We start from the raw sequence: 22,429 nt of genomic DNA, 5'->3' as shown, positions 1-22,429 counted from the left end.
TAATCCTTTTTTCCTATTCCACAAAACTGTCCTTTAGTTATATAAATTGAACTTATTAATGTAACAAAATACGTTTACAAGCTAGTCCTTGCTCGTATTATCTCTTAACAACAATGACCAAGAGTACATACTGTGATTACCTATGTAGTCAGTTTAATAAAACAAATATTTTACAGATAACTAAACTGACAAAATAGTGATTTCCCATATCTATCTAAACTTAAAGAGGAGAATGTACTACACTCCCCTCTCTTCAACTGCATATTTATTTTTAGGTTAAAAAGATAAAATACAATGCAAAGACAACAAATAATACATACATAATCGGATGAACTTCCTTCGCTCTTCCTTTAACAAGCATTGTAATTGGATAGAATATAAACCCGATGGCAATACCAGTTGCGATGCTGGCAGTTACTGGCATCATCAGCACTGTAAAGAAAGCTGGTACAGCAATCTCAAATTTATCCCATGGGATATCCTTTAAGCTGCTGGCCATTAATACTCCGACAATAATCAATGCCGGCGCAGTTACTTCATTCGTTACAACACTTAGTAATGGAGAGAAGAACAAAGCTAACAGGAACAGACAGCCTGTGACAACAGCTGTGAATCCTGAACGCCCGCCTACACTTACACCTGAAGTGGATTCCACAAAGGATGTTGTCGTAGATGTACCGACAGCAGCCCCTACTACACTGGCAGAAGCATCTGCAAAGAGCGCTTTACCTGCTCTTGGTAATTTATTATCCTTCATCAGTCCTGCTTTTGTCGCAACAGCAACCAATGTTCCTGCTGTATCAAAGAAATTAACAAATAAAAATGTCAAAATAACAATAAGCATCTGCATCGTAAAAATCTGATCAAAATGAATAAAAGCTTGGCCGAATGTCGGCGCCAGACTCGGGGCACTGCTTACAATTCCACTAATGCCGGATGGCACTGGAATCAGACCAAAAATCATACCGACAATGGAACTGATAATCATCCCATAAAAAATCCCCGCTTTAACACCTACAGTGATCAAAACAACGGAAATAACAATTCCAAAAATCGCTAATAAAACCGGTGGAGATGTTAAATCACCAAGCGCAATAATTGTAGACGGATCCGCTTGAACAATTTGCGCATTTTTCAATCCGATAAATGCAATAAATAAACCAATACCAGCTCCCACTGCCATCTTTAAGCTTGGCGGAATTGCATTAATAATAATTTCACGGATTCCTGTTAAAGTTAAACCAATAAAAATAATTCCTGAAGCTAAAACACCTGCAAGTGCTGTTTCCCAAGGGACGCCAAAACCAATTACTACTGTATAAGTAAAAAATGCATTTAATCCCATACCTGGCGCAAGTGCTACAGGATATTTAGCAAGAACTCCCATAATAATGGAACCAAAAGCAGCCGCAATTGCTGTCGCAGCAAATACTGCCTCCTGATCCATACCCGCTTCCCCCAGGATACTCGGGTTAACAAATAAAATATAAGCCATAGCTAAAAAAGTTGTTAAGCCAGCTATAAACTCTGTTCGAAAATTAGTTCCCAGTTTGTCAAATTCAAAATATTTACTCATGAATTCTTTTCCTCCATTTTTACCGGTCTTTTTGAATGTTCTCTTATCTAGAAAAGCTCCATAAATTTTATAGAATAAGCTCTAGTATGTGCTATTTAAATAGTGCTTATGCCATAAAGTAGATTTAGCAATCCAATCCTAAAAAAACAATAGGAATGCTTTATCTGCATCTGTACTATAATCTTAAGAACTCTGCTGAATCAGGGCAGCGATTACTCCCCAAAAAAGATCCGCTGGAATGTTATACTTTTATACAGTGCAAAAAAACTCTTAAATAGCTTAAGAGTTTCTATTGGAGCAGCAGATAATAATCCTCATTTTCAAGACAGATATTGAAAATTTAAGGTTAGTTCTGCTGCGTAGTCAGACTATTTACGGCAGTCTGGTAGAAACTCTGGGCCTTATCCCCGAAATTATACGCATTTCTATTAAGTTCACATTATAATATTACTAATCTGCACAAAATTTGTCAATAAAACACGAACAAAAACCATACTTTATACCTTTAACATTCGTTGTTAGACATCAATGCGCAAAAATTCTAACGACAATCTACTAAAAGTTGAAATTTTCTAAATTTAATAGTACGATTATTTTAATGAATGGGATACAGAATAAGGTCGTTATCTGCCGCATTGTTTCTGCAATCTATTCATTAAAAAAACAACTTATTTTATTTTGAAAGGAGCCATGAAAAATGCGCAGAATTGCTCTATCTTATCCACTGGGTGTTGACACACCACGTTTTTCTGAGAATCCGCCGGTCAGTATGTGGCCGCAGTTTTCCACAGATCATGGAGATGTATTTAATCAATCATTTTATATGGCCATAAATCACTGCGGTACACATATGGATGGTGCAAATCATTTTAATCCCGAAGGAAAGCAATTGTGGGAAAATCCGATTGACACATTTGTTTATGAAAGCGTATTAGTAGCAGATATTCCCAAATCCGATGACGAGTTAATAACAAAAAAGGATTTAGAAGTATTTTCTGAGGCATTAGGTTCTTGTGATCTAATTATTGTCCGGACCGGCTTCTATAAATATCGGGATGATGCTTACCGTTATGGCCAGCATAACCCAGGCTTCACCAAAGATGCCGGGGATTTCCTTATGGAATTCTCAAGTATAAAAGCAATTGGTATGGACCTTCCATCTGCTGCCGGCGCACAGAATGTCAATCCACATGGTGTAGAGTTTCATCAATCCGTTCTTGGATTAGGCAGAAAGGATGACCAGGCGATTTTAATTATTGAAGATATGAAATTAGATGAGGACTTAACCGGCATTGAACGTGTATATGCTCTTCCACTTCTCTTGAAAGGATTGGACAGCGGTCCTTGTACGATTTTAGCTGAACTGAAAGACTAAAATAATGAGCACCTGTCTGCAACAGACAGATGCTCATTGTCCACAGTTCGTATATTTTATTGATTTCCTCCAAATTGGATGAAGTAAATAATTACTTAGTATGCTTTAACTTGGTGAATGTGCCGTATATTTTCTTACTTCAGGAGGTGTATAGTCGGAGATAAATACTTCTATCTCTTCCAGCGAATCCGTGAATAAGATACGCTCTCTATCTTGCACGGATAAAAACCCATTCTCTACCATTTCATCATAAAATCTGGCAAGACTGTCATAGTATCCATTTTGATTGAAAAGAATACATGGATTTTGATTCTGACCAACTCTTGCCCAGGATATGACCTCTGCAATTTCTTCGAGCGTTCCCGGTCCGCCAGGCAGTGCTATGTAGCAATCGCTTAACGCAATCATTCTATTTTTTCTTACGGACATAGAATCAACGATTTCTAATGTTGTCAGATTGGCATGGCTTAATTCTCTTTCAACCAGAAAATCAGGAATGATCCCAATAACTTCACCGTTATTTGCCAGAACTTCATCGGCAACCACACCCATTAATCCTGCTTTTCCCCCGCCATATACCAGCGTATTATTCTTTTCAGCTATCCATTTTCCAACCTTCTGTGCTGCATCTTGGTAAGCTGTATTACTTCCAAGGCTTGCACCACAATATACAGCAATATTCATAACATTTCTCCTTCCCCATCCTATTCTAACATAAGGAAACAATTTAAAATAACGATTCAACAGCAAAATCAGCTTATTCCATAAGCAGCTGGTCCAAACGGGCAAGCTGTTTTTTTAATACAAAATAGTATAAGGAATGTTCAAAAAGTGCTCAAATGATAAGCGGCGAGGTAATGACTTTCTTGCTTCTAATTTTGGGATTGCGGTTACTCGCCCCATCGAAAAACTTTGACTACTTTTGAACACTTATTTATACCAACTTCTAAGGGGGATTTTTATTATGGTTAAAATTTATCTTGATCCTGGACATGGCGGTACTGACCCGGGAGCAGCCGGAAATGGTTTGCAGGAGAAAAATGTCACTTTATCGATTGCTTTAAAAACAAGAGATATCCTCAACCGCGATTATGAAGGTCATAGTATTCGTATGAGCAGGACAAGCGACACGACCCGGAGTCTCACGCAGCGTACAAATGATGCGAACAGCTGGGGAGCTGATTATTTTGTCAGTATTCATATTAACGCCGGCGGCGGCACTGGATATGAGGACTATATCTATAACGGAAGTGTATCTAACAATACACTAGCGTACCGTGATAAAGTACATGCAGAGATTATGAAGCAAGTCGACTTTAGAAACCGCGGTAAAAAAAGAGCGAATTTCCATGTGCTGCGTGAATCCAGTATGCCGGCAGTATTAACAGAGAATGGCTTTATTGACACGGTTGCTGATGCAAATAAATTAAAATCGGATGCTTATCTTAACCGAATTGCCACAGGACATGCAAATGGAATTGCACAGTCTCTTGGATTAAAAAGAAAATCTGGCGGTGGAGGCAATACGTATACGATTAAATCTGGAGATACGCTATGGAGTATTGCCCAAGCCCATAATCTGACCGTGCAGCAGTTGAAAAATTTAAACGGATTAACTAATGATACGATTTATCCGGGTCAGGTATTAATTGTCAGCAGCGGCGGAGCTGTTTATTATACAGTTAAGGCAGGTGATACACTTTGGAGAATATCCCAGCAATATAATACAACTGTAAATGCGATTAAGAGCCTCAATGGATTGACCAGTGACATTATTCAGCCAGGTACACGTTTGAGAGTGAAATAAATGAGAATCCCCCTGCTTCATGGCAGGGGGGATATAAAATTATTATATCTCTTAATTGAATGTATTCAGCAAATTTATTATAAAATCTTCAAGCTCAAATATATATCCGCCCTTATCACTGTGAATAAAAAATACAGCATCATCGTCTATATGTTATTATAAAGGCAACTTACTGTAACAGAAGGGCAGTGATTTAATAATGGCATATATCTTTGTCCACGGTCTTGGTCAAAATGCCTTCAGCTGGCAAAAAACAATAGAGTACATAGATATGGATACACAACAAGTTGTTTCACCTGACTTATTTTCATTACTTGAAGGCAGCAAAGTGGACTATCATAATCTATATCATCATTTTTTCGATTATTGCGAAAGTTTTAATGGACCAGTTCAGCTTTGCGGCCTTTCCTTAGGCGCAATTCTTTCCTTAAATTACGCAATTGACCGCCCAGAAAAAGTGAACTCTCTTATTTTAGTTGCCGCACAATACACAATGCCTCGGTTTCTTCTCTCCGTGCAAAATGGTATTTTTCAAATACTGCCCAATTCTATGTTTCAAAAAATGGGCTTACCTAAAAAGGATGTGATTCAATTAACCTCATCTATGAAGAAATTAGATTTCAGCCGGCAATTATCGGATATATCCTGTCCAACCCTTATTCTGTGTGGAGAAAAAGATAAACCAAATAGAAAAGCAGCTGAACAATTAAGCAGCCTAATCAATGGTGCAAAGCTGGAAATTATTAAACAGGCCGGGCATGAAGCAAATGTAGATAATCCTGAAGGACTGGCAGAAATAATTAAAATTTTTTGGAATCAGACAGCATCATCCCCATTTTAAAAAGGCTTCATAAAGTGGAGTCTATCAAGTTCACCACTTTTATGAAGCCTTCCTTTTATACAAACGCCATTATCGCAGCGCCTGTTTAACCTGCCTGATATAATAAAAACGGACAATAAAGAAATACACAATCTGTATGATTAAGAACAGTCCCAGAACCATAGCTGATTCCTTTACCAGACTGTAGAAAAACATATGGGACAGCGAAGTTAATGCTATTGCTCCATGAACCAGTGCAACTGCTATTGGAGCAAAGAAAAGAAGTGCTGTTTGTCTGTTTAATACCTTCTTTAATTCTTTATCTGTCAGCCCCATTTTCGTTATTGCCTGGAATTTTTTCTTATCTTCATCTAAATCGGAGTAGAGCCGGAAATAAAGAAAGCTTCCTGCTGATACGAAAAAGACAATACCAATAAATAAGCCGACAAAAAGAATTGGACCATAAGCTTTATTTACTACATATTCTTCATACTGACCTATGCTAATTCCTTCTGTAGATAATTTCTCATCTAATTTTTCTGCTATCTGTAAAGGAATCTCATTATCCTCTGCTTCCTGCCAAGCATAGTAATTTTCCTCCGCCGCAGATTCGGGCAAGCTCTCAAAATCATGATCAGAAACAACATAGTACTTTGTAATAGAAGGCAATACATTGGATAATACCAACTGTGCCGGCTCTAATGTATTATTTTCATCCAATTCAAGCACCGCATCTTTTAGTATATCCGCTTCATCTGTACCTGAATTGTCTCCGCCACTGCTAAGCAAAATCATTTCTGGGCTTACCAAAACAGGAGACCCATCTTCTATCTGGAGAGTTTCATTATCACTTAAATCGGCAATTCGGTTATAATCGGATTCCTTTGTAATAAAGACTCGCGATTCATCAGACACTTCATAGTAATGAAGCGTTATTTGGTCCTTATACATGTCAATATTTGCTTCCTGCAGCGTTTCATCAATATATGAAACATTTGCTTCCTCATTTCCAGTATCATAGTCTTGATAGGAAATAGTAGTTTGATGCGCCTGTTTTATTCCAGCGGTAAGGAAAGATTGAAAACCATACAACGAACCGATGGCACTAAAAGCTACGGTAGAAATAATTGCTACTAAGAAAAAAGATCTTGCATTATCCTTCATTCTAAAAGAAAGATCTGACAGCAATATCATATTTGTTTTATACCAGAAAACATTCTCATTCTTCTTTAATCGCCGGATAATAAATACACTTAATTGCGTAAACAGAAGATATGTGCCAATAATGACAACAAGGATAACCGGTACCATTGCGACAATCACCTTTAATCCATCTACTGTCAAAGCAACCGCATATCCAGTTCCAAGTAAAAGAACTGCCAAAATGGTTAAAAATAGATTGGCTTTCGGCTCTCCTTTTGACTTTTTATCGCCTTTGATTAAATCGATCAATTTCCGGCTCCTCAGAACGTAGGATACAAATAAAGAAATCAGGAAAAACAACACCATAAAACAGCCAAAAGTCAGCAGAATTGGCTGCGTTGGAAAATAGAAAGGCAGTTCATTATCAATAATAAGCACATTTTCTGCAATCAATAAAATACCTTTTGAAAAAACCAGTCCTAACCCAATACCGCCGATTGTAGCCAGCAGGCCAATAAACATATTCTCCAAGAATACCATTGAGCGGATCTGCTTCATGCTCATCCCTTGCATCATCAATAATCCGAATTCTTTTTTCCGTGATTGTAAGAAAGAACTCATCGAATAAAGTACAAAGAAAAAGGAGAATACATAGATAATCCCTGCAGCCACATTCATCCCAAAGCTGACATAGGAATCCATATTATTCCCAGTCAGCTGCGGGTGAGAAGCAAATATAGAAAATGTAAAAAACACCATTACTGTAAAAAGGCTGGTCAAAAAATAAGCAGCATACAGCCGTTTATTCCGGATGACATTATTAAACGCGAACTGACGAAAAGTCATTGGAATCCCCTCCCATTAATGAGAGTGTGTCAATTATCTTCTGGAAAAACGCCTGCCGGTTATCTCCGCGGTGAATTTCTGAATAAAACTTCCCATCCCGGATAAACACAACGCGATTACAATAACTCGCAGCCTGTGGGTCATGTGTTACCAAAAGCATCGTTGTTTTTTCCTTTTCATTAATGGATTCCAGCATTTCCATCACATCTTTGGAGGATTTTGAATCCAGATTTCCTGTCGGCTCATCCGCTAAAAGCAGCTTCGGCGTGTGAATCATTGCCCTGGCAACAGCTGCTCTCTGCGCTTGTCCCCCAGAGATTTCATACGTTCTTTTATTCATTATTTCTGTTATTCCCAGCTTTGCAGCGATGTTCTTTGCTTTTTCCTTCATTTCACTTACCTTTTTACCGTCAAGTGTTAATGGCAGCACCATATTTTCTTCCACGGTCAAGGTATGAAGCAAATTAAAATCCTGAAAGACAAACCCTAACTCCCGTCTGCGGAATTGCGCCAGCTTTTCCTTTTTCAGACGATGCGGATCCTTTCCATTTATTAAAATTTCACCTGTAGTCGGTTCATCAATCGTAGCAATCATATTCAATAATGTTGTTTTACCGCTTCCAGAAGGCCCCATAATCCCTACAAATTCATTGTCCTCTACGATTAAATTAATATCTGACAATGCACGATAGGAAACCTTTCCTTCATATACTTTACTGACCTGTCTTACTTTCAGCATAAAAATACTTCCTTCCTTATCATTTAATGTAACCTTAGTATATCGCTGTTCTCAAGGAAGAAACTATCGAAATTCCTTTCAGTTACCTTACATTGTTGTAAGGTTTTGCGTCTCTGAAAAAATAACCCGAAATGTTGTCCCATCTCCAACCTGTGATTCAAATTCAATGCGATGATGAAGGTACTCCACTGCCTCTTTTATCAAATACAGCCCCATCCCGGTAGATTCTCTGAATTTCCTGCCATTTTCTCCAGTGTAAAATGCATCAAAAATGCGTTTCTTATCTTCTTCCGGAATCCCTACTCCAAAATCCTGCACTTCCAATATTGCTTCTTTTTCTCTTTCATAGATAGAGATAAGAATCGAATTGCTTTTTCCAGCTGAGTACTTTACTGCATTTAAGACAAGCTGGGTTAAAATAAAGAAAAGCCACTTTTCATCTGTCTGTACAGTCACCCCTCCTGTTCTTTCTTCCACCTTAGGATAGACTTTATTACGTATGTAAAATCTTTTATTTTCTCCGTTCACCTCGTGCACCAATGCTTCCAGATAGATTGGCTTGATATGAAAATCCTGCTCAATTGTCCGCAGCCTTGCCATATAAAGAATCGTATTTAAACCTGATTTCATCCGCTCAGTTTCCTCTCTGATACTGGAGGAATCCGGCTCGTCCAGATTCTGTGCAGTAAGCTCAATCACAGAGATAGGTGTTTTCATTTGATGCACCCAATGATCCATCAGTTTAAGATGTTCCTCCCTTTCCTTTCCAATCTTATTTATTTGCTGCTTATAATGTTTATATTGACTCCGTAAAAGTTCATTCAAAGCATCCGAAACCGGGTGCTGATCGTGCTTTTGAAGTGATTCATCCAGTGTTTCTAAAGGTCTGCTTAAACGCTGATAAAACGTTCGCCGACTGAAATATTGGTAAAAAAGATAGCAGGTAAGAAAAAAGAAGCCGATAAAAATCGCATATAAAGCCGGCAGCAGATTCCGATAACCATCCAGCCAATAAATAATCAAAATGGAAGCAAATTGCAATATGTTGAGAGCAATCAGCAGAGCATGTTCCTTTAAAAATAGCTTCATTGCAAATCTCCTTTGAACCATGAGACATTTTTAATCGTAATAAATATCTTTTTCTATTTATACATCACTGCTTAAAAATACAAGCCTCTCAATTTCCTTAAATCCATTTCTTTTATAAAATTCTTCTGCAGGTATTCCTCTGTCGGTTAAAAGAGAAATAGTCGCAACCTCATTTGAACCTATTATTTCCTTCAAATAATCCATGAGCGCTTTCCCAATTCCTTTATTCTGCTGATTTGTGTTCACACACATCTCATTAATAAAAAACTCATCACCGCTCCACCATACCCGCCGTACTCCGAAAATAAATCCGACTATCTCGTTATTTTCAACTGCGGACACACCTAAAAATCCTGGAGTCTGATAAAAATCTGATAAGTATTGTTGCGCTTTTTCTAATGTCCATTTATCATTCCACGGTTCCTCATTAAAAACATTTAAAAACAGTTTACTGCATGTAAGTAAATCGCATTCTTCAACAGTTTTAAATTGCATGTTAACACTCCCTTTTTAATTACATCATTCTTTATTAAGCATACTTTTCAGGCGGTAACCAACACCTCTGATCGTTTCAACACCGTCCTCAATTCCGACAGACTGCAGCTTTTTCCGTACTCTTGTTATATTAACGTTTAACGTATTTTCATCTACATAGGTCTGGTCATCCCACAGCTTTTCCAGCAAATCTTCCCTGCCGGCAACACGCGGATAACGGTTCATTAACGTTTCGATGATATCTGCTTCTTTTTTAGATAAAAACGTATCTTTTCCAGCAAAAGTTAATTCCAAACGTTCAGGTAAAAGCTTCAGGCCTTCTACCTCCAAAAAGCGTTCTTTGACATCCTGCGCATATTCTCCATAAGCACGGCGCAGCTGGCTTCGTATTTTAGCCATCACAATTTCTGCACTGAACGGTTTCGTTATAAAGTCATCGCCTCCGTTCTCGAGCGCCATTACCTGATCCATTTCTCCTGTCCGGGCTGAAATAAAAATCACCGGGCAGGTAGATTCTTTGCGGATTTGTCTGCACCAATAAAAGCCATCATAGCTTGGTAAATTAATATCTAAAAGCACTAAATCAGGTTCGGCCTTTTGAAAAACATCCATAATCCGCTCAAAATCCGTAACAAAAGATACTTGATAGCCATATTTTTCGATATAATCCTGTAAGTGCCTCGAAATCTTCGGATCGTCTTCTACTATCATAATGGTTTGCATCTTTATTCCCCTTTTATGTACACTTTGTTTTTAATAATTATTGCATAGTTTGAAATGAACCACAAAAATAGAGGAAGCATTTTCACCTTACAAATATGTAAGGTAACTGTAAGAATAAACGATTTTTATAGCCTGCCTCCTTCTTTACAATAAAGTTAAGAATAAAACGTGAAAAAGGAGTGCTATTTTATGAAAAAAGGAGTAAAGGGGTTAATTGCGATCCTCATTATATTAACAATTGCAGCAGTAGCCATCCAAAAAACCACTGCCGGCATTATTCCATTGACAGACTGGTTATTACAGCACCCTGTAGAAACCTATTACGTAGAAACGTCAGAAGATAATTACGAAAAGCTGTGGAACGGGAAATATAAGTATGTCTTTTTAGGCTATAACGAAGAAGGCGATGAACAGCAAATTACAAAAGTGATGAACAAAGAACTGCGGCCGAACGCTTTTCTACGTATGGATGCATCGGGCAGCTATGGAAAGGGCTGGATAGAAGTTTTGGAAGAGGATATTCCAGAAAATCCTTTATTGCAACTGAATTAAAAACAAGAGGTAATAGTCAAGAAGATAAAAATAGCTAGAACCATTTTTGAATTAGGAATTACGGATAATATCCTAAAAAAACAGGAGTATCTCCCTCTTAAGGGAATACTCCTATTATATCATTTATCTGCATATGTGCTTTATGAAAAATTCAGCTCAATAACTGCTTCTCTCTTACTTCTCATCTACTTCAAGATTTTCTCCATCTTCCAATAAATCTTGAGATTCTTCTGCTCCAGGCTCTGGATCAAGCTCTTCTTGTCCCACATCTTCACCTGCACCAGACTCCGGATAGATATTTTCCGGTCCTTCACTAAAATCTGGCGGATTAGGCGGTGCAGAAGCATTATTACTAATTCTGACCTCTACTGTATAAGTCATCGGTACAAATTCATTAAATACACCCATATCAACGACTGTTCCCTTTAGTTCTGATGAATCAACATACTTCACAATATAGTTAATATCAGCACCCTTTGATTTATATTGCTCATAGAACAATTTTGGCAAATCACCTTCTGATTGGCCGCGGAAATCATGTAAATATGGTCTGCCCTGCGAATACGTAACGGTAACACTCTTATCATCTTTGTTCGTCAGCTTCGTATCCGGTTCAACAGATTGTGAAATAAGCGATCCATAGGCAACATCAGCGTGAAAAGCATGCTTCACCGTCACATTTAAATCCGGATAATTCATGGCTGCCTCTTCTGCAGTTAATCCAGAAAAGCTTGGAACGATTACAGCTTTACCTGCAGATACAACAACTTCCATCTTATCTCTCTTCGCAATTTTTTCGTCTGCGGCTTCACTTTGACTGATAATATTTCCTTCTTCAACACTGTCAGAATCAGCCTCTTCATAGGTCATCTCGACTTCATTCTTTTCTGCCCATTTTTCCACTTCTTCTTTAGCAACTCCAGTAAAATCAGGGATGGTAATATTCTTCTCAAAAACCTCTTCCCCTTTTGAATAATAAACAGCTGCACTATCTTTGCGCTTATATTCTGATTCTGCAATATTGCTATCCTTGATGGAAAATTTGATAAAGTCTCCAGCTTCTATATCATCACTATATTCTGTCACCATCTGCAGATTTTCTGCCTTATTTTCATCAATCCAGGTCTGTGCTTCCTCCTGGGTCATTTCTGAAAAATCAGCAAGCGGAATAATCTCTTCCGGGTCTGCACCTAAACTGCTGGTTAATTTCAATGCTTTCCCTTTTCTAATTCTGTCACCTTCAGCTACGCTTTGCGAAATAACCTGATTCGCATCATATTCCATACTGTACTCCTGCTCTAATTCAACCTCGACATCATTCTCGCCGGCCCAGGCACGGACTTCCGAAACTGGCTGGTCTACAAAATTTTCAACCTTTACATGAACAAGCATATAATAAATGAAGAAAATCAATAGACAAGCTAAAACAGACCCTGCAATAATCAGCCACATCCGCAGTTTTTTCTTCCTTCGGTAATCCAAATCAATCTCCACTTCCTCTTCTGCATCCTGCCGGCGGCTGCTTCTGGAGGAGACAGGTTCAGAAACCGGCGTGGTCTCACGCTTATGTACGGCTTCTTCCTTTTCCACAGCAGAAGCTTGTTCCTCCTGCTTCTGCTGTGGTTCCTTTTCTTCCTGCTTCTCAGCTTTCTTTTCTTCCTTATTATTTATTTCCTTGTCTTCTTTTTCGTTCACCAAATCATCATATTTGTCTTTATTAAATTTTGATAAAAAATCACTCATAAGAAGTCAGTACACCCTTCCTCAAACGGAAAGCCTGGTCAGACTGCAGGGCAATTTCATTGGAGTGAGTTACCACAATGACACATTTCCCATGTTCATGTGCCAATTTCTTAAAGATTTCAATGATTTCCTGCTCCATCTCTTCATCAAGATTTCCTGTCGGCTCATCGGCAAGAATTAATTCTACATTGGTTGCCAGAGCGCGAGCAATAGCCACACGCTGCTGTTCTCCCCCGGAAAGTCTGTTCACAAGGCGATCAGCTTTGTTTTTCACAATACCGATGTAATCCAGTAAGTTATAGGCAACTGTTTTTGTATCTTCCGGAATTTCATTTTCTGTAATAGACATCGGAACCAGTACATTTTCAACAGCTGTGAAAGTCGGAATCAGATTATAGCTTTGGAAAATAATTCCGACATTATTGCGGCGATACTTTTCGTACCCAATTTTCTTAATATCATCTCCGTTAAATAATACCTCTCCGCTATGCGGTGAATCCAAGGCACTGAGCAATGATAGCAAGGTGGTTTTTCCAGATCCGGACTGCCCCAAAATCGTATAAAACTTTCCCTTTTCAAAAGAGATTGATGTATCCTTTAATATATAACGGCGCTGTTCGCCATCCTGATAATAATAATTTAAATCCTTCGCTTCTAATATCATCATTTCACCTCTCTACAAATATGTGTTCAAAAAGGGCGGTAAAAAGGACCGAGAAGTTCAAGGCAGCGTAGCTTTGAGTAGCGGAATGTATGCTTTTAATACATGAGCAACGGAAAAGCAAGCTAACGCAGAAATTCGATGTGTCATTTTTATTGAACTTTTTGAACAACCTCTATTACATCAGTATTTTCTTTGGATTCAGCCTTACAATATATATAAGCGGAATAATTGTTGAAATTAAGATTGTTACCAGACCAACACCATAGAAGCCCAGAACATAACTTGAATTAAGCGTTACTTCATAGGAATCCATAACATCTTCTGCTGTCAAATCCGTATTAATACCTTCGTAGTAATATTCTTCAAAGTACTCATCTTGGTTATCATCGGCTTTCATCATTGTATCGGATACCTGCTGTGCGAGAAGGTTTCCGCTGAATAGCGATAAGGTAATACCAATGACGGCAACGACCATCACTTCAATTAAAATCTGTCCGACAACCCGGCTTCTTTTCTCTCCCAGAGATAAGTAAATGCCCAATTCACGTTTGCGGTCCCGTAAAAACAGTAAAACTACTAAACCAGTAATCAACACAGTTGCAATTACCGCAACAATTAAAACATATTTCGCTAATTTCGACATCGATTCTATCGGTCCGGCAATATTGTCGTACTGGTCACTTGCACTGATTACTGAATAAAGCTCAGGCAGTAATGGTTTTACTTCTTCTGTAAATGCTTCAATGTCTTCCGGATTATTCAAATAATAGATAGGTTCGTAGTATTCAAATGATTCGTCTTCCCCTTCCATCATCTCAGCAAGTTCTTCATCGGCCTTCAGATACTCTTCCCAGTTAAATTGCGTTTCATCAATTACAATTTCATTAGGAACATATACTGTATTGTGATAATCCATATCATCCGTAAGAATCATCATGCCACTATCTGAATTTTCATCCGTTTCTTTCTTCGCTTCCGAAGGTTCAAATAATCCAATTATCTCCAATACAACATCACGGGAGTTAACGATATCATCCTCGCCAGTTTCTTCGTCATACGTATATACATCATTCGCTAAAGTGAAGGTATCTCCTACATTCAAATTATTTTCATCTGCCAGTTTTTGAGAAATAATTGCCACAGAGGTACCTTTTTCAATCTCATCATCTGTAAATACACGGCCATCTGCTAACTCCGCTTTTCCCTCTTCAAAATCAATTACCGGGGCGTAGTTAATCCCCTTCAGTCTGAAATCCGTACTTGGACCTTCAACTATATAGTCGACATCCGATTCTTCATCATGGTAGCTCTCTACACTCTCTGATCCCAACCAGGTAGACATACTGTAATCATAATATTTCACATAAGAAAGCTCACCAATTTGTTTAATTAAATCTACACTGATTTCTTCCATCTCTAATGATTCCAGCTCTGATTCAGACATTGCGTCCCATTCATCATAATCAATATCAATTGTTGCTGCAGTTCCAAGTCTCTCTTTAATAGTGGACTCCACATTTCCAGTTGCCTGCTGAATGGAAATAGCACCGGATATTAAATTGCCTAAAATAAAAATAACTGCTAATAAAATTAAAGACTTTCCTTTTTTTCTTGTAATCCCTAAAAACCCGCGCTTGATAAAATTCATTACTGACCCCCTCAACTAAATAATGACAACGACTTCTTTTAAAGGATAAATATTACATGTTTTTCAATGTAACTATCCAAATTCTCTCTCTAATGGAGCCGCTCACCTCATTCTAATTATCCATTTTTGTCATACTGTATTAATACATTAAGACACACATTTAAATGTATTATATTCGTAATATAATAGAAATACAATAGTAATCTAGAAAATTATCCAAATTTTTCTTTTCTTTAATAAATGCATAAAAAACTGTATCTATTCCACCACAAAGTTCTGGTTATTTAATAAATACAGTTCTTTTCTCTTTAGACATTTTATGCATTATCCAATCTCAAAAGCGTTTTTTCTAATATCTTATGTGCAAATAGCCAAGTCATCAGTGAGCTACCCCAGATCATCCCATCTAAGATAGCTCCTTATTCATTTAAATATTCTCCTGCCTCAACGTCTCAACAATATTATCCTTCTTCAATTTAGAGGTCGAATAAAGCATGGCAGCTCCGACAATGATAAAGACCGCCAGAATGACAATTCCGATATAAACCCAAGGTATTTGAAAACGATATTCAAAAGCACTCCTTGTTTGTAAATGAATCCAGTACATCACCACAAAACTGATTGGCAGTCCGTAGATTAACGACTTGATTCCATAAAACAGACTTTCAAACCGAATCATTTTACGAAAAGCCTTTGGCGTCATACCAATGGATTTCATTGTCGCAAATTCTCTTTTTCTTAGTGCTACACTGGTTGAAACGGTGTTAAAAATATTAGCAATGGAAATTAAAGTGATTAGCGTAATAAATCCATAAATAAAGACGGATAAGGCTAAAGTGATTTGTTTATCCTGCTGTTGAAAGGCATATATATTACTTATTTCCAAGCTGCTTCCAGGTTCAAGCTCTTCAATAGCTTCCTCTACCCCGTAAGGATCATCTGAAGTTACATATACTTCCCAGCTTCTATCATAACTATCAGGCAAATTTTCCGTCAGTTCATTAAACGTTTGTTCATTAACAATGACAGACAATGTATTGGGTGAAGTATAAAAATTTCCCATTGGAAAATTATCTGTAAGACCTATCAGCTCAAGCTCTTCAGAATCCGAAAGTTCCCAGTCATCCTTTTCCTCAATATAGTATTCCTGACGAAAAGGCAGTTTATCACCTTCATGAACATTCAACATCTCTGTTTCCACATATTTATTATTATGGTCCATATAATTTACGGTGTTAACTAAAACAGCCGGCTGCTGCTCATCAGATGCTGCTGGAATATTATTTTCACGAAGATAATCACCCCAGTCTTCTGATGAGAGACCTATTAGTTCTAAAGTATAGCCCGTTCCTTCTTCATACATCTCAATTAAGTCATCATCCAGGCCTTCTAACGTATCTCCTGCAATCTCTTCAGGTATAACGGCAGAGAATCTCATATTCTGATACATGATGCTTTCCTCTACATCCTCCATCGTTTCTATTGCAGGGTATATATCAGCCAAATTATTATCATTAGAGTAGTATTCTCGAATAGAAATATCATAATTCTGTTCATCCGACTGTAATTCATAGGACTTGGTCAGCGTATTTGTGAAAAAACCGACCGATAAAAATAAGATAATACTAATCATTAAAGAAAATACAGTAACATGGTAGCGCTTTTTATTTCTTTTTAAATTCTTTAAGGCAATCTCTGCTTCATAGCCAAACAGCTTCTGGACAAAACGATTTGTTTTGATTTTCTTCTTGGTAAGCTTAACATCCTTCGCCTGACGGATTGCATCTATCGCAGTAATTTTAGATGCCCGGACAGCAGGTATCCATGCAGAAATCATAATGGTAAGTAAGGATACTGCAACAGCTATAATAAATATAGCGGGAGTTACAACGAGACGAATTTCTGAATTAAAGCCTGCGCTTAACAGCATTTCACTAATAAAATGCAATGTAACGCCAATTCCTAATAGTCCTGCCCCAATTCCAACAGGGATACTAATCAGGCCAATAACCAGCCCTTCAAATAACACGGAGTTCCGTTTTTGCCTTTTCGTTGCCCCGACACTGGAGAGCATTCCTAAATATCGGGAACGTTCAGATACAGATATGGCAAAGGCATTATAAATTAACACAATCGATCCAACCATAATAATCACAATGATTACCGTAAGCAGTCCCGATAACGCCGCTACCATACCGCTATTTACGGAGATTAAATATGTATCTAATAACGGCGTATTTGTTCCCATATTTTCAGCGTTAATATCTAAATCTTCCCGTAATTTCTCTAAATCATCAAATAGTGAATGACGTAATTTCTTTACATTAACATATGCACCATCAATCTCTGACGAGGATAATCCATCTGTATACGACAGTACAGTATACCCTGCCGACCAAGGATTATCCCAAAGAGGTGTTTCTATTTCACCGACAATTTTAAAGTCCTGTTTTTCCTGATTGCGTAACTCCTCCTCAATGCCATCTTCACCTTCATAGATGGATTCATCCTGAACTAATGGTCGATTTTCCTCCTCATTCAACGCATACCTCTCACCAATGTCCAGCTCAATCGTATCTCCGATCTGATAGGGGAAATCTTCTCCCTTTAATTCCTCAGAAATAGCAACCTCATTCTCATTTGTTGGAAGCTTTCCCTCTTTAAGCTTCACTTGCATTTGCTCCATTGCTGTTTCATCCATCGCACGGACATAGAGGTATCTTTTCGTCAATTGGTCGTTTAAAGGAGCAAATCCCAATTCCTCTACAAGCCCTATAGCATCTGTATTATCATCTGCCTGAATGGCTTTTATTTGCTCTTTATCCACATCCTCCACAGCATAATGCCAATCACCGTTATAGGAGATGGCATCCCGCTGCTGCATATCGATAAAAGAGACTCCTAAAGACGCAACAGCTGTAATCATCGCTACAGAAATAATAACGCCAAAAATTGTAACGAGCGTCCTGCGTTTATTCTGCTTAAGATGTCTCAGGGTTACTTTGTTGACAATATTCATGGACGAATCACCTCGTCCTTGGCAATCGCTCCGTCCTCTACCTGAATGACACGGTCCGCTTGTAAAGCAATCCGGTCATCGTGTGTAATAACCACCAATGTCTGATTGTATGTTTTATTAAACAGCTTTAACAAATCAATGATTTCCTTACTGTTTTTGCTGTCCAGATTTCCTGTAGGTTCATCAGCAAGAATAATAGATGGATTGCTGATCAGCGCTCGACCAATGGAAACCCGCTGCTGCTGTCCGCCGGATAATTGATTCGGCAAATAATCCAGACGCTTTTGCAGTCCAAGTATGTCCACAATTTCCTTGAAATGCTTTTGATTTACTTTATGTGCATCTAATAACATCGGCAGATTAATATTTTCTTCTACTGTTAAAATCGGCAGGAGATTGTAGAATTGATAAATCAACCCTATTTGCCTCCTCCGAAAGATAGCCAGCTGCGTTTCATTTAATCCATAAATATCAGTCTTTTCGATAAACACCTTTCCACTTGTTGGCTTATCAACTCCTCCCAGCAAATGAAGCAGGGTTGATTTCCCTGAACCAGAAGGTCCAATAATCGCTACAAACTCCCCCTGTTCCACAGAAAAAGATACATTATCCAATGCCTTTACTGCTGTGTCACCTTTCCCGTACACCTTAGACAAATTTTCAATCCGCATTAATTCCATTCCGTTTCCTCCTTGTTACTTTCTATTAACTACTACTTTAATTGTCTAAAATGACGGAACAGTGACAATGATAGTGACAATATTGTCACTTTATTTTAAAACACGTGTTCCAAAAGCTGCTAAATCTCGTTCGCTTATCAATTGCGAGTTTTTTGAACCTTCTTTTAGACGACCCGCTTATAAAATTTCAAAATAAAGACGGTTCCTTCCCCCGGCTTGCTAAGGACTTCAATATCTCCCTTCTGGTTAGTAACAATTGAATAAGCCATAGCAAGTCCAATACCAACACTTCCCTCTGCTGCATGACTTCCCTTATAAAAACGTTTGAATATATGTGAGAGCTCATGTTTTTCAATTCCCGGCCCATTGTCCCTGATTCTGATTTCTGTAAAAATAGCATTCTCTTCATAAGAAATAGTAATTTCTCCACCATTTGGTGTGTGTTCAATTGCATTCTTTAAAATATTAATACAAGCTTCTTTCGTCCAGTTTTTATCACCCATAAAGGTAGTTTTCTGAGCTCCTTCTATCTTCAGCTTTATTTCTTTCAATTCAAGAGGTATTTCCATTGGTGCAGCAGCTTCTTTTACCAGCTGGGGCACTTCCACTTTTTCCTTACTGAATAAAACAGTCCCGGCATCCATTTTGGAAAGCTTTAATAAGGAAGAAACAAGCCACTCCATCCGCTCCAATTGCTTACGGATATGGTATGTAAATTCCTGCCGTTTTTTCGTATCCAAATTCGGCTCGCTTAATAAATCAGCCATCACCGTCATCGAGGTGAGCGGTGTTTTTATCTGATGGGAAATATCTGAAATCGCATCCGTCAGCTTTTCTTTATCCTTCTGCAATCCTTCCTGCTGTTCAGATAACATCCTTGTCATTTTATAGATTTCATTTTTTAATATACTCAGGTCGCCCTCTCTGTTATCGCGGACATCCAGTGTCGTATCTCCTGCCATGATTTTTCGTAAATAACTAGACAGTTGAATGATTTGCCGGTAACGCCAAACCATCCATACGATATAGCAAATGGCCAGGCTGCCGCCGACAATAGCAATAAATAAAGCAGTTACTGGTGAATGCATAAAACCTGATAGAATACCGATTCCCAGAATCAATATAGTTGAAGTGAGAAAGACACTTATTTCTTTATTTCTTAACATCTTCTGCCGCCATCCTGTATCCCAGCCCTCTGACTGTTTCTATTAACGCCGGTCTTTGCGGATTATCCTCTATTTTCTTTCGGAGCCGTTTAATATAGACTGTAAGTGTATTATCGTTAACAAATTCGCCAGCCACATCCCATATCATTTCTAAAAGCTGCTCCCGTGAAAGAATCTGTCCGCGATGGTTGATAAAAATCATTAACAGCCGATATTCCAGTGCTGTTAGAGCAAGTTCAGCATCCGCCTTATATACTTTTCCCTCTAACGGTAATACTACTAACGAATCAATTTGGATAGAATCTTTTTCCTTTGTACCATTCTTTTGATAACGTCTGAGCACGGTTTTAATCCGTGAGCTTAACTCACGGATACGAAATGGCTTCGTAATATAATCATCTGCCCCCATATCCAATCCCATCACTACATTTACCTCATCATCGATAACTGTGAGAAAAATAACCGGGACATCTGCATTTTCTTTTACAAGCCGGCATAAATCATAGCCGCTTCCATCAGGCAGTGATAAATCAAATAAGCATAAGGAAATGCTGTTTATATCTGTATTGATTATTTTCTCCGCTTCTTGCACCTGATGGCACACAAAAACCTCGTATCCCTCTTGATTTAAGGAATACTCCAAGCCGGAAGCAATCGTTTTATCATCCTCTACAATGAGTAATTTCATAGCTGTCCCCCCTATTTCTCAGTTTACTGCTTGTTAACTGATATCTATCAGTCATTATACAAATGAATTACAAAAATTTATAGAATAAAAATGCCTTTTTCACTTTTTCTTCTAAAATTTTCAGGAAATTATTATTGGCTTATTCTCCATTTAAAAGAATCTATCCTGTTTCCAGCAAAGTGTTGCTCTTGTTTGCTTTAATAAACAAATAACTTTTTATTTTTTCTAAATTCGCCTATGATAGAGATATTATTTAGATTTGACTACATACTATTTTAGGTGATTTGAATGACTGAAAAAATACAAAAGCCCTGGCTGTTCATTTTAACAATCGGGCTGGGAACATTACTTAACCCATTGAATTCTTCAATGATTTCAGTGGCATTAACAAGAATGCAGCATGAATTCACATTAACATTTGCCGATGCCAGCTGGCTTATTTCTATATTCTATCTGGCAAGTGCGGCCGGCCAGCCTGTAATGGGAAAATTAAGTGATATGTTTGGTCCGAAAAAATTATTTATAGCAGGATTAATTCTCGTAGCTGCGGCTTCTGTGCTGGCGCCGTTTTCGCCGAATTTCCTTTCACTTTTAGCCTGTCGTGCACTGCAGGCAATTGGCAGTTCAACATTATTTCCCAGCGGGATGAGCATGGTCAGGACGCACATTACAAAAGGACAAGGTAAAGCACTGGCTGTATTATCAGTTTTTGCTTCAACCTCAGCAGCGTTTGGACCCTCCATTGGCGGTTTTCTGATTGCATCATGGGATTGGCATTCCATTTTTCTTATTAACTTCCCATTTATTATATTGTCCTTTGTATTGGCTTTATTTGTTTTGCCAAATACAGGGCAAGGAAAATTTGAGATAAAACGAATGGATTTTATTGGAATAGGCCTATTTATCACAGCAATCGTGGGTATCATACTATTTTTGCTGTCACTGGATCAAAATGTTCGTTGGTGGGCATTATTCATGTTTATAGCTGCAGGAACCGTATTTTATCTATATGAAATAAAACAGGCGGAGCCTTTTATTGATATGAAAGGATTAACGAAAAATCATACCGTTTCATTGATTTATGTGCAATTTATGAGTATTAACCTGATTTATTATTGCTACTTTTTTGGATTTCCTACATTTCTGCAGCAGGTTCGTAACTATAGTGAACAGCACACCGGCTTGATTATGTTAGCACTGGCAGGCTTCGGTGTAATTGTTTCTCCACTTGCGGGCCGTATCATTGATAAATATGGCTCCAAGTTGCCAATGGTTATAGGAGCAGCACTGCTCTTAGTTGGTACAGGTCTCCTGTTAACATATCATGAAACATCTCCATTGTTATGGCTGCTCGTCATTATGGCCGTGCTTGGAATGAGTAACGGCTTCAATAATATTTCTATGCAAACAGCACTTTATGAACATGTAAAACCGGAAGAAACAGGTTCAGCATCCGGTCTATTTCAGACTAGCAGGTATTTAGGTTCGATTTTATCTTCCAGTTTACTTGGGCTGACATTTAACCGTCATTTAGATGATCAGCATTTACATCTGGTCGCGATTATTTGTTTTGTTTTCTGTGTCATTGTACTTGCTTTGGCGTTAAAGTTGCCTGGTAAAATGAAGGTAAGAAGCAACTGATTTCTTGCTTATGTG

At 38.1% G+C, this 22,429-nt stretch carries 19 protein-coding genes and 1 riboswitch; of the genes, 5 read left to right on the top strand and 14 right to left on the bottom strand.

All coding sequences use genetic code 11. The annotated features are described in order from the left end of the window. Positions 1 to 271: 271 nt before the first annotated feature. Positions 272 to 1,576, bottom strand: a complete 1,305-nt coding sequence (locus MKY30_RS14075; RefSeq protein ID WP_147209794.1) for an NCS2 family permease — start codon at positions 1,574 to 1,576, stop codon at positions 272 to 274. A 340-nt stretch (positions 1,577 to 1,916) separates the two neighbouring features. Continuing rightward, positions 1,917 to 2,017: riboswitch (purine riboswitch) on the bottom strand. A 256-nt stretch (positions 2,018 to 2,273) separates the two neighbouring features. Between MKY30_RS14075 and MKY30_RS14070 the strand changes: the two genes are divergently transcribed. Further along, on the top strand, positions 2,274 to 2,951 hold the full coding sequence (locus tag MKY30_RS14070) for a cyclase family protein (RefSeq protein WP_341084371.1): 678 nt from the start codon (positions 2,274 to 2,276) through the stop codon (positions 2,949 to 2,951). A gap of 105 nt (positions 2,952 to 3,056) precedes the next feature. Here MKY30_RS14070 and MKY30_RS14065 read toward each other — a convergent pair whose 3' ends face one another. Beyond that, a complete protein-coding gene (locus MKY30_RS14065) occupies positions 3,057 to 3,635 on the bottom strand; it encodes an LOG family protein (protein WP_147209796.1) in 579 nt (192 codons plus the stop codon). A 280-nt stretch (positions 3,636 to 3,915) separates the two neighbouring features. On the opposite strand from MKY30_RS14065, the gene MKY30_RS14060 reads away from it, so the two are divergent. After that, positions 3,916 to 4,758, top strand: coding sequence for an N-acetylmuramoyl-L-alanine amidase (locus tag MKY30_RS14060; RefSeq protein WP_341084368.1), 843 nt, complete (start codon positions 3,916 to 3,918; stop codon positions 4,756 to 4,758). Between the two features lie 199 nt (positions 4,759 to 4,957). Further along, the gene (locus tag MKY30_RS14055) at positions 4,958 to 5,599 is read left to right on the top strand and encodes an alpha/beta fold hydrolase (protein ID WP_341084366.1); all 642 of its coding nucleotides are present in this window, start codon (positions 4,958 to 4,960) and stop codon (positions 5,597 to 5,599) included. Positions 5,600 to 5,668: 69 nt separating this feature from the next. Here the strand turns inward: MKY30_RS14055 and MKY30_RS14050 are convergent, their stop codons facing one another. The 5 genes from MKY30_RS14050 to MKY30_RS14030 form a co-directional block, all read right to left on the bottom strand. Then, entirely contained in the window at positions 5,669 to 7,567 is a 1,899-nt protein-coding gene (locus tag MKY30_RS14050) for an ABC transporter permease (RefSeq protein ID WP_341084364.1), read from the bottom strand. Continuing rightward, the gene (locus tag MKY30_RS14045) at positions 7,542 to 8,306 is read right to left on the bottom strand and encodes an ABC transporter ATP-binding protein (protein ID WP_147209800.1); all 765 of its coding nucleotides are present in this window, start codon (positions 8,304 to 8,306) and stop codon (positions 7,542 to 7,544) included. Before MKY30_RS14045 ends, MKY30_RS14050 begins: the two co-directional genes overlap by 26 nt. A gap of 87 nt (positions 8,307 to 8,393) precedes the next feature. After that, positions 8,394 to 9,395, bottom strand: coding sequence for a sensor histidine kinase (locus tag MKY30_RS14040; protein WP_341084362.1), 1,002 nt, complete (start codon positions 9,393 to 9,395; stop codon positions 8,394 to 8,396). A gap of 57 nt (positions 9,396 to 9,452) precedes the next feature. Then, positions 9,453 to 9,890, bottom strand: coding sequence for a GNAT family N-acetyltransferase (locus MKY30_RS14035; protein ID WP_156987304.1), 438 nt, complete (start codon positions 9,888 to 9,890; stop codon positions 9,453 to 9,455). Between the two features lie 24 nt (positions 9,891 to 9,914). Further along, positions 9,915 to 10,613, bottom strand: a complete 699-nt coding sequence (locus tag MKY30_RS14030; RefSeq protein WP_156987306.1) for a response regulator — start codon at positions 10,611 to 10,613, stop codon at positions 9,915 to 9,917. A 189-nt stretch (positions 10,614 to 10,802) separates the two neighbouring features. Between MKY30_RS14030 and MKY30_RS14025 the strand changes: the two genes are divergently transcribed. Continuing rightward, a complete protein-coding gene (locus tag MKY30_RS14025; protein WP_339285373.1) occupies positions 10,803 to 11,165 on the top strand; it encodes a YxeA family protein in 363 nt (120 codons plus the stop codon). Between the two features lie 174 nt (positions 11,166 to 11,339). Here the strand turns inward: MKY30_RS14025 and MKY30_RS14020 are convergent, their stop codons facing one another. From MKY30_RS14020 to MKY30_RS13990, 7 genes are all read right to left on the bottom strand, one after another. Next, the gene (locus MKY30_RS14020; protein WP_339285371.1) at positions 11,340 to 12,908 is read right to left on the bottom strand and encodes a PASTA domain-containing protein; all 1,569 of its coding nucleotides are present in this window, start codon (positions 12,906 to 12,908) and stop codon (positions 11,340 to 11,342) included. Continuing rightward, positions 12,901 to 13,572 (bottom strand): ABC transporter ATP-binding protein, encoded by a 672-nt coding sequence (locus MKY30_RS14015; protein WP_198048714.1) that lies wholly within the window; start codon positions 13,570 to 13,572, stop codon positions 12,901 to 12,903. Before MKY30_RS14015 ends, MKY30_RS14020 begins: the two co-directional genes overlap by 8 nt. 175 nt (positions 13,573 to 13,747) lie before the next feature. Continuing rightward, positions 13,748 to 15,220 carry an ABC transporter permease gene (locus MKY30_RS14010; protein WP_147209807.1) on the bottom strand — a complete coding sequence of 491 codons (1,473 nt, stop codon included), beginning with the start codon at positions 15,218 to 15,220 and terminating at the stop codon, positions 13,748 to 13,750. A 427-nt stretch (positions 15,221 to 15,647) separates the two neighbouring features. Continuing rightward, positions 15,648 to 18,239 carry an ABC transporter permease gene (locus tag MKY30_RS14005; RefSeq protein WP_341084358.1) on the bottom strand — a complete coding sequence of 864 codons (2,592 nt, stop codon included), beginning with the start codon at positions 18,237 to 18,239 and terminating at the stop codon, positions 15,648 to 15,650. Then, positions 18,236 to 18,919 carry an ABC transporter ATP-binding protein gene (locus MKY30_RS14000; protein ID WP_147209809.1) on the bottom strand — a complete coding sequence of 228 codons (684 nt, stop codon included), beginning with the start codon at positions 18,917 to 18,919 and terminating at the stop codon, positions 18,236 to 18,238. Before MKY30_RS14000 ends, MKY30_RS14005 begins: the two co-directional genes overlap by 4 nt. 164 nt (positions 18,920 to 19,083) lie before the next feature. Beyond that, a complete protein-coding gene (locus tag MKY30_RS13995) occupies positions 19,084 to 20,085 on the bottom strand; it encodes a sensor histidine kinase (RefSeq protein WP_341084356.1) in 1,002 nt (333 codons plus the stop codon). Next, positions 20,072 to 20,773 (bottom strand): winged helix-turn-helix domain-containing protein, encoded by a 702-nt coding sequence (locus tag MKY30_RS13990; protein ID WP_156987319.1) that lies wholly within the window; start codon positions 20,771 to 20,773, stop codon positions 20,072 to 20,074. Before MKY30_RS13990 ends, MKY30_RS13995 begins: the two co-directional genes overlap by 14 nt. A 288-nt stretch (positions 20,774 to 21,061) precedes the next feature. Here MKY30_RS13990 and MKY30_RS13985 point away from each other — a divergent pair, with 288 nt between their 5' ends. Continuing rightward, positions 21,062 to 22,414: an MFS transporter gene (locus MKY30_RS13985; protein WP_156987321.1), complete on the top strand. Its 1,353-nt coding sequence runs from the start codon at positions 21,062 to 21,064 to the stop codon at positions 22,412 to 22,414. The last annotated feature ends 15 nt before the right edge of the window (positions 22,415 to 22,429 follow it).

It is taken from the genome of Oceanobacillus sp. FSL W8-0428, from assembly GCF_038004405.1.
GTDB lineage: Bacteria > Bacillota > Bacilli > Bacillales > Amphibacillaceae > Oceanobacillus > Oceanobacillus sojae.
The sequence above is the reverse complement of the archived record's forward strand: the minus strand, read 5'-3'. Positions and strand labels throughout refer to the sequence as shown.

Bases quoted from the DNA above. Each gene is read 5' to 3' on its own strand.
- MKY30_RS14000 (WP_147209809.1), bottom strand. From the start codon at position 18,919: ATGGAATTAATGCGGATTGAAAATTTGTCTAAGGTGTACGGGAAAGGT.
- MKY30_RS14045 (WP_147209800.1), bottom strand. From the start codon at position 8,306: ATGCTGAAAGTAAGACAGGTCAGTAAAGTATATGAAGGAAAGGTTTCC.
- MKY30_RS14010 (WP_147209807.1), bottom strand. From the start codon at position 15,220: ATGAATTTTATCAAGCGCGGGTTTTTAGGGATTACAAGAAAAAAAGGA.
- MKY30_RS14020 (WP_339285371.1), bottom strand. From the start codon at position 12,908: ATGAGTGATTTTTTATCAAAATTTAATAAAGACAAATATGATGATTTG.
- MKY30_RS14075 (WP_147209794.1), bottom strand. From the start codon at position 1,576: ATGAGTAAATATTTTGAATTTGACAAACTGGGAACTAATTTTCGAACA.
- MKY30_RS14005 (WP_341084358.1), bottom strand. From the start codon at position 18,239: ATGAATATTGTCAACAAAGTAACCCTGAGACATCTTAAGCAGAATAAA.
- MKY30_RS14030 (WP_156987306.1), bottom strand. From the start codon at position 10,613: ATGCAAACCATTATGATAGTAGAAGACGATCCGAAGATTTCGAGGCAC.
- MKY30_RS13990 (WP_156987319.1), bottom strand. From the start codon at position 20,773: ATGAAATTACTCATTGTAGAGGATGATAAAACGATTGCTTCCGGCTTG.
- MKY30_RS14070 (WP_341084371.1), top strand. From the start codon at position 2,274: ATGCGCAGAATTGCTCTATCTTATCCACTGGGTGTTGACACACCACGT.
- MKY30_RS14060 (WP_341084368.1), top strand. From the start codon at position 3,916: ATGGTTAAAATTTATCTTGATCCTGGACATGGCGGTACTGACCCGGGA.
- MKY30_RS13995 (WP_341084356.1), bottom strand. From the start codon at position 20,085: ATGTTAAGAAATAAAGAAATAAGTGTCTTTCTCACTTCAACTATATTG.
- MKY30_RS14055 (WP_341084366.1), top strand. From the start codon at position 4,958: ATGGCATATATCTTTGTCCACGGTCTTGGTCAAAATGCCTTCAGCTGG.
- MKY30_RS14050 (WP_341084364.1), bottom strand. From the start codon at position 7,567: ATGACTTTTCGTCAGTTCGCGTTTAATAATGTCATCCGGAATAAACGG.
- MKY30_RS14035 (WP_156987304.1), bottom strand. From the start codon at position 9,890: ATGCAATTTAAAACTGTTGAAGAATGCGATTTACTTACATGCAGTAAA.
- MKY30_RS14065 (WP_147209796.1), bottom strand. From the start codon at position 3,635: ATGAATATTGCTGTATATTGTGGTGCAAGCCTTGGAAGTAATACAGCT.
- MKY30_RS13985 (WP_156987321.1), top strand. From the start codon at position 21,062: ATGACTGAAAAAATACAAAAGCCCTGGCTGTTCATTTTAACAATCGGG.
- MKY30_RS14040 (WP_341084362.1), bottom strand. From the start codon at position 9,395: ATGAAGCTATTTTTAAAGGAACATGCTCTGCTGATTGCTCTCAACATA.
- MKY30_RS14015 (WP_198048714.1), bottom strand. From the start codon at position 13,572: ATGATATTAGAAGCGAAGGATTTAAATTATTATTATCAGGATGGCGAA.
- MKY30_RS14025 (WP_339285373.1), top strand. From the start codon at position 10,803: ATGAAAAAAGGAGTAAAGGGGTTAATTGCGATCCTCATTATATTAACA.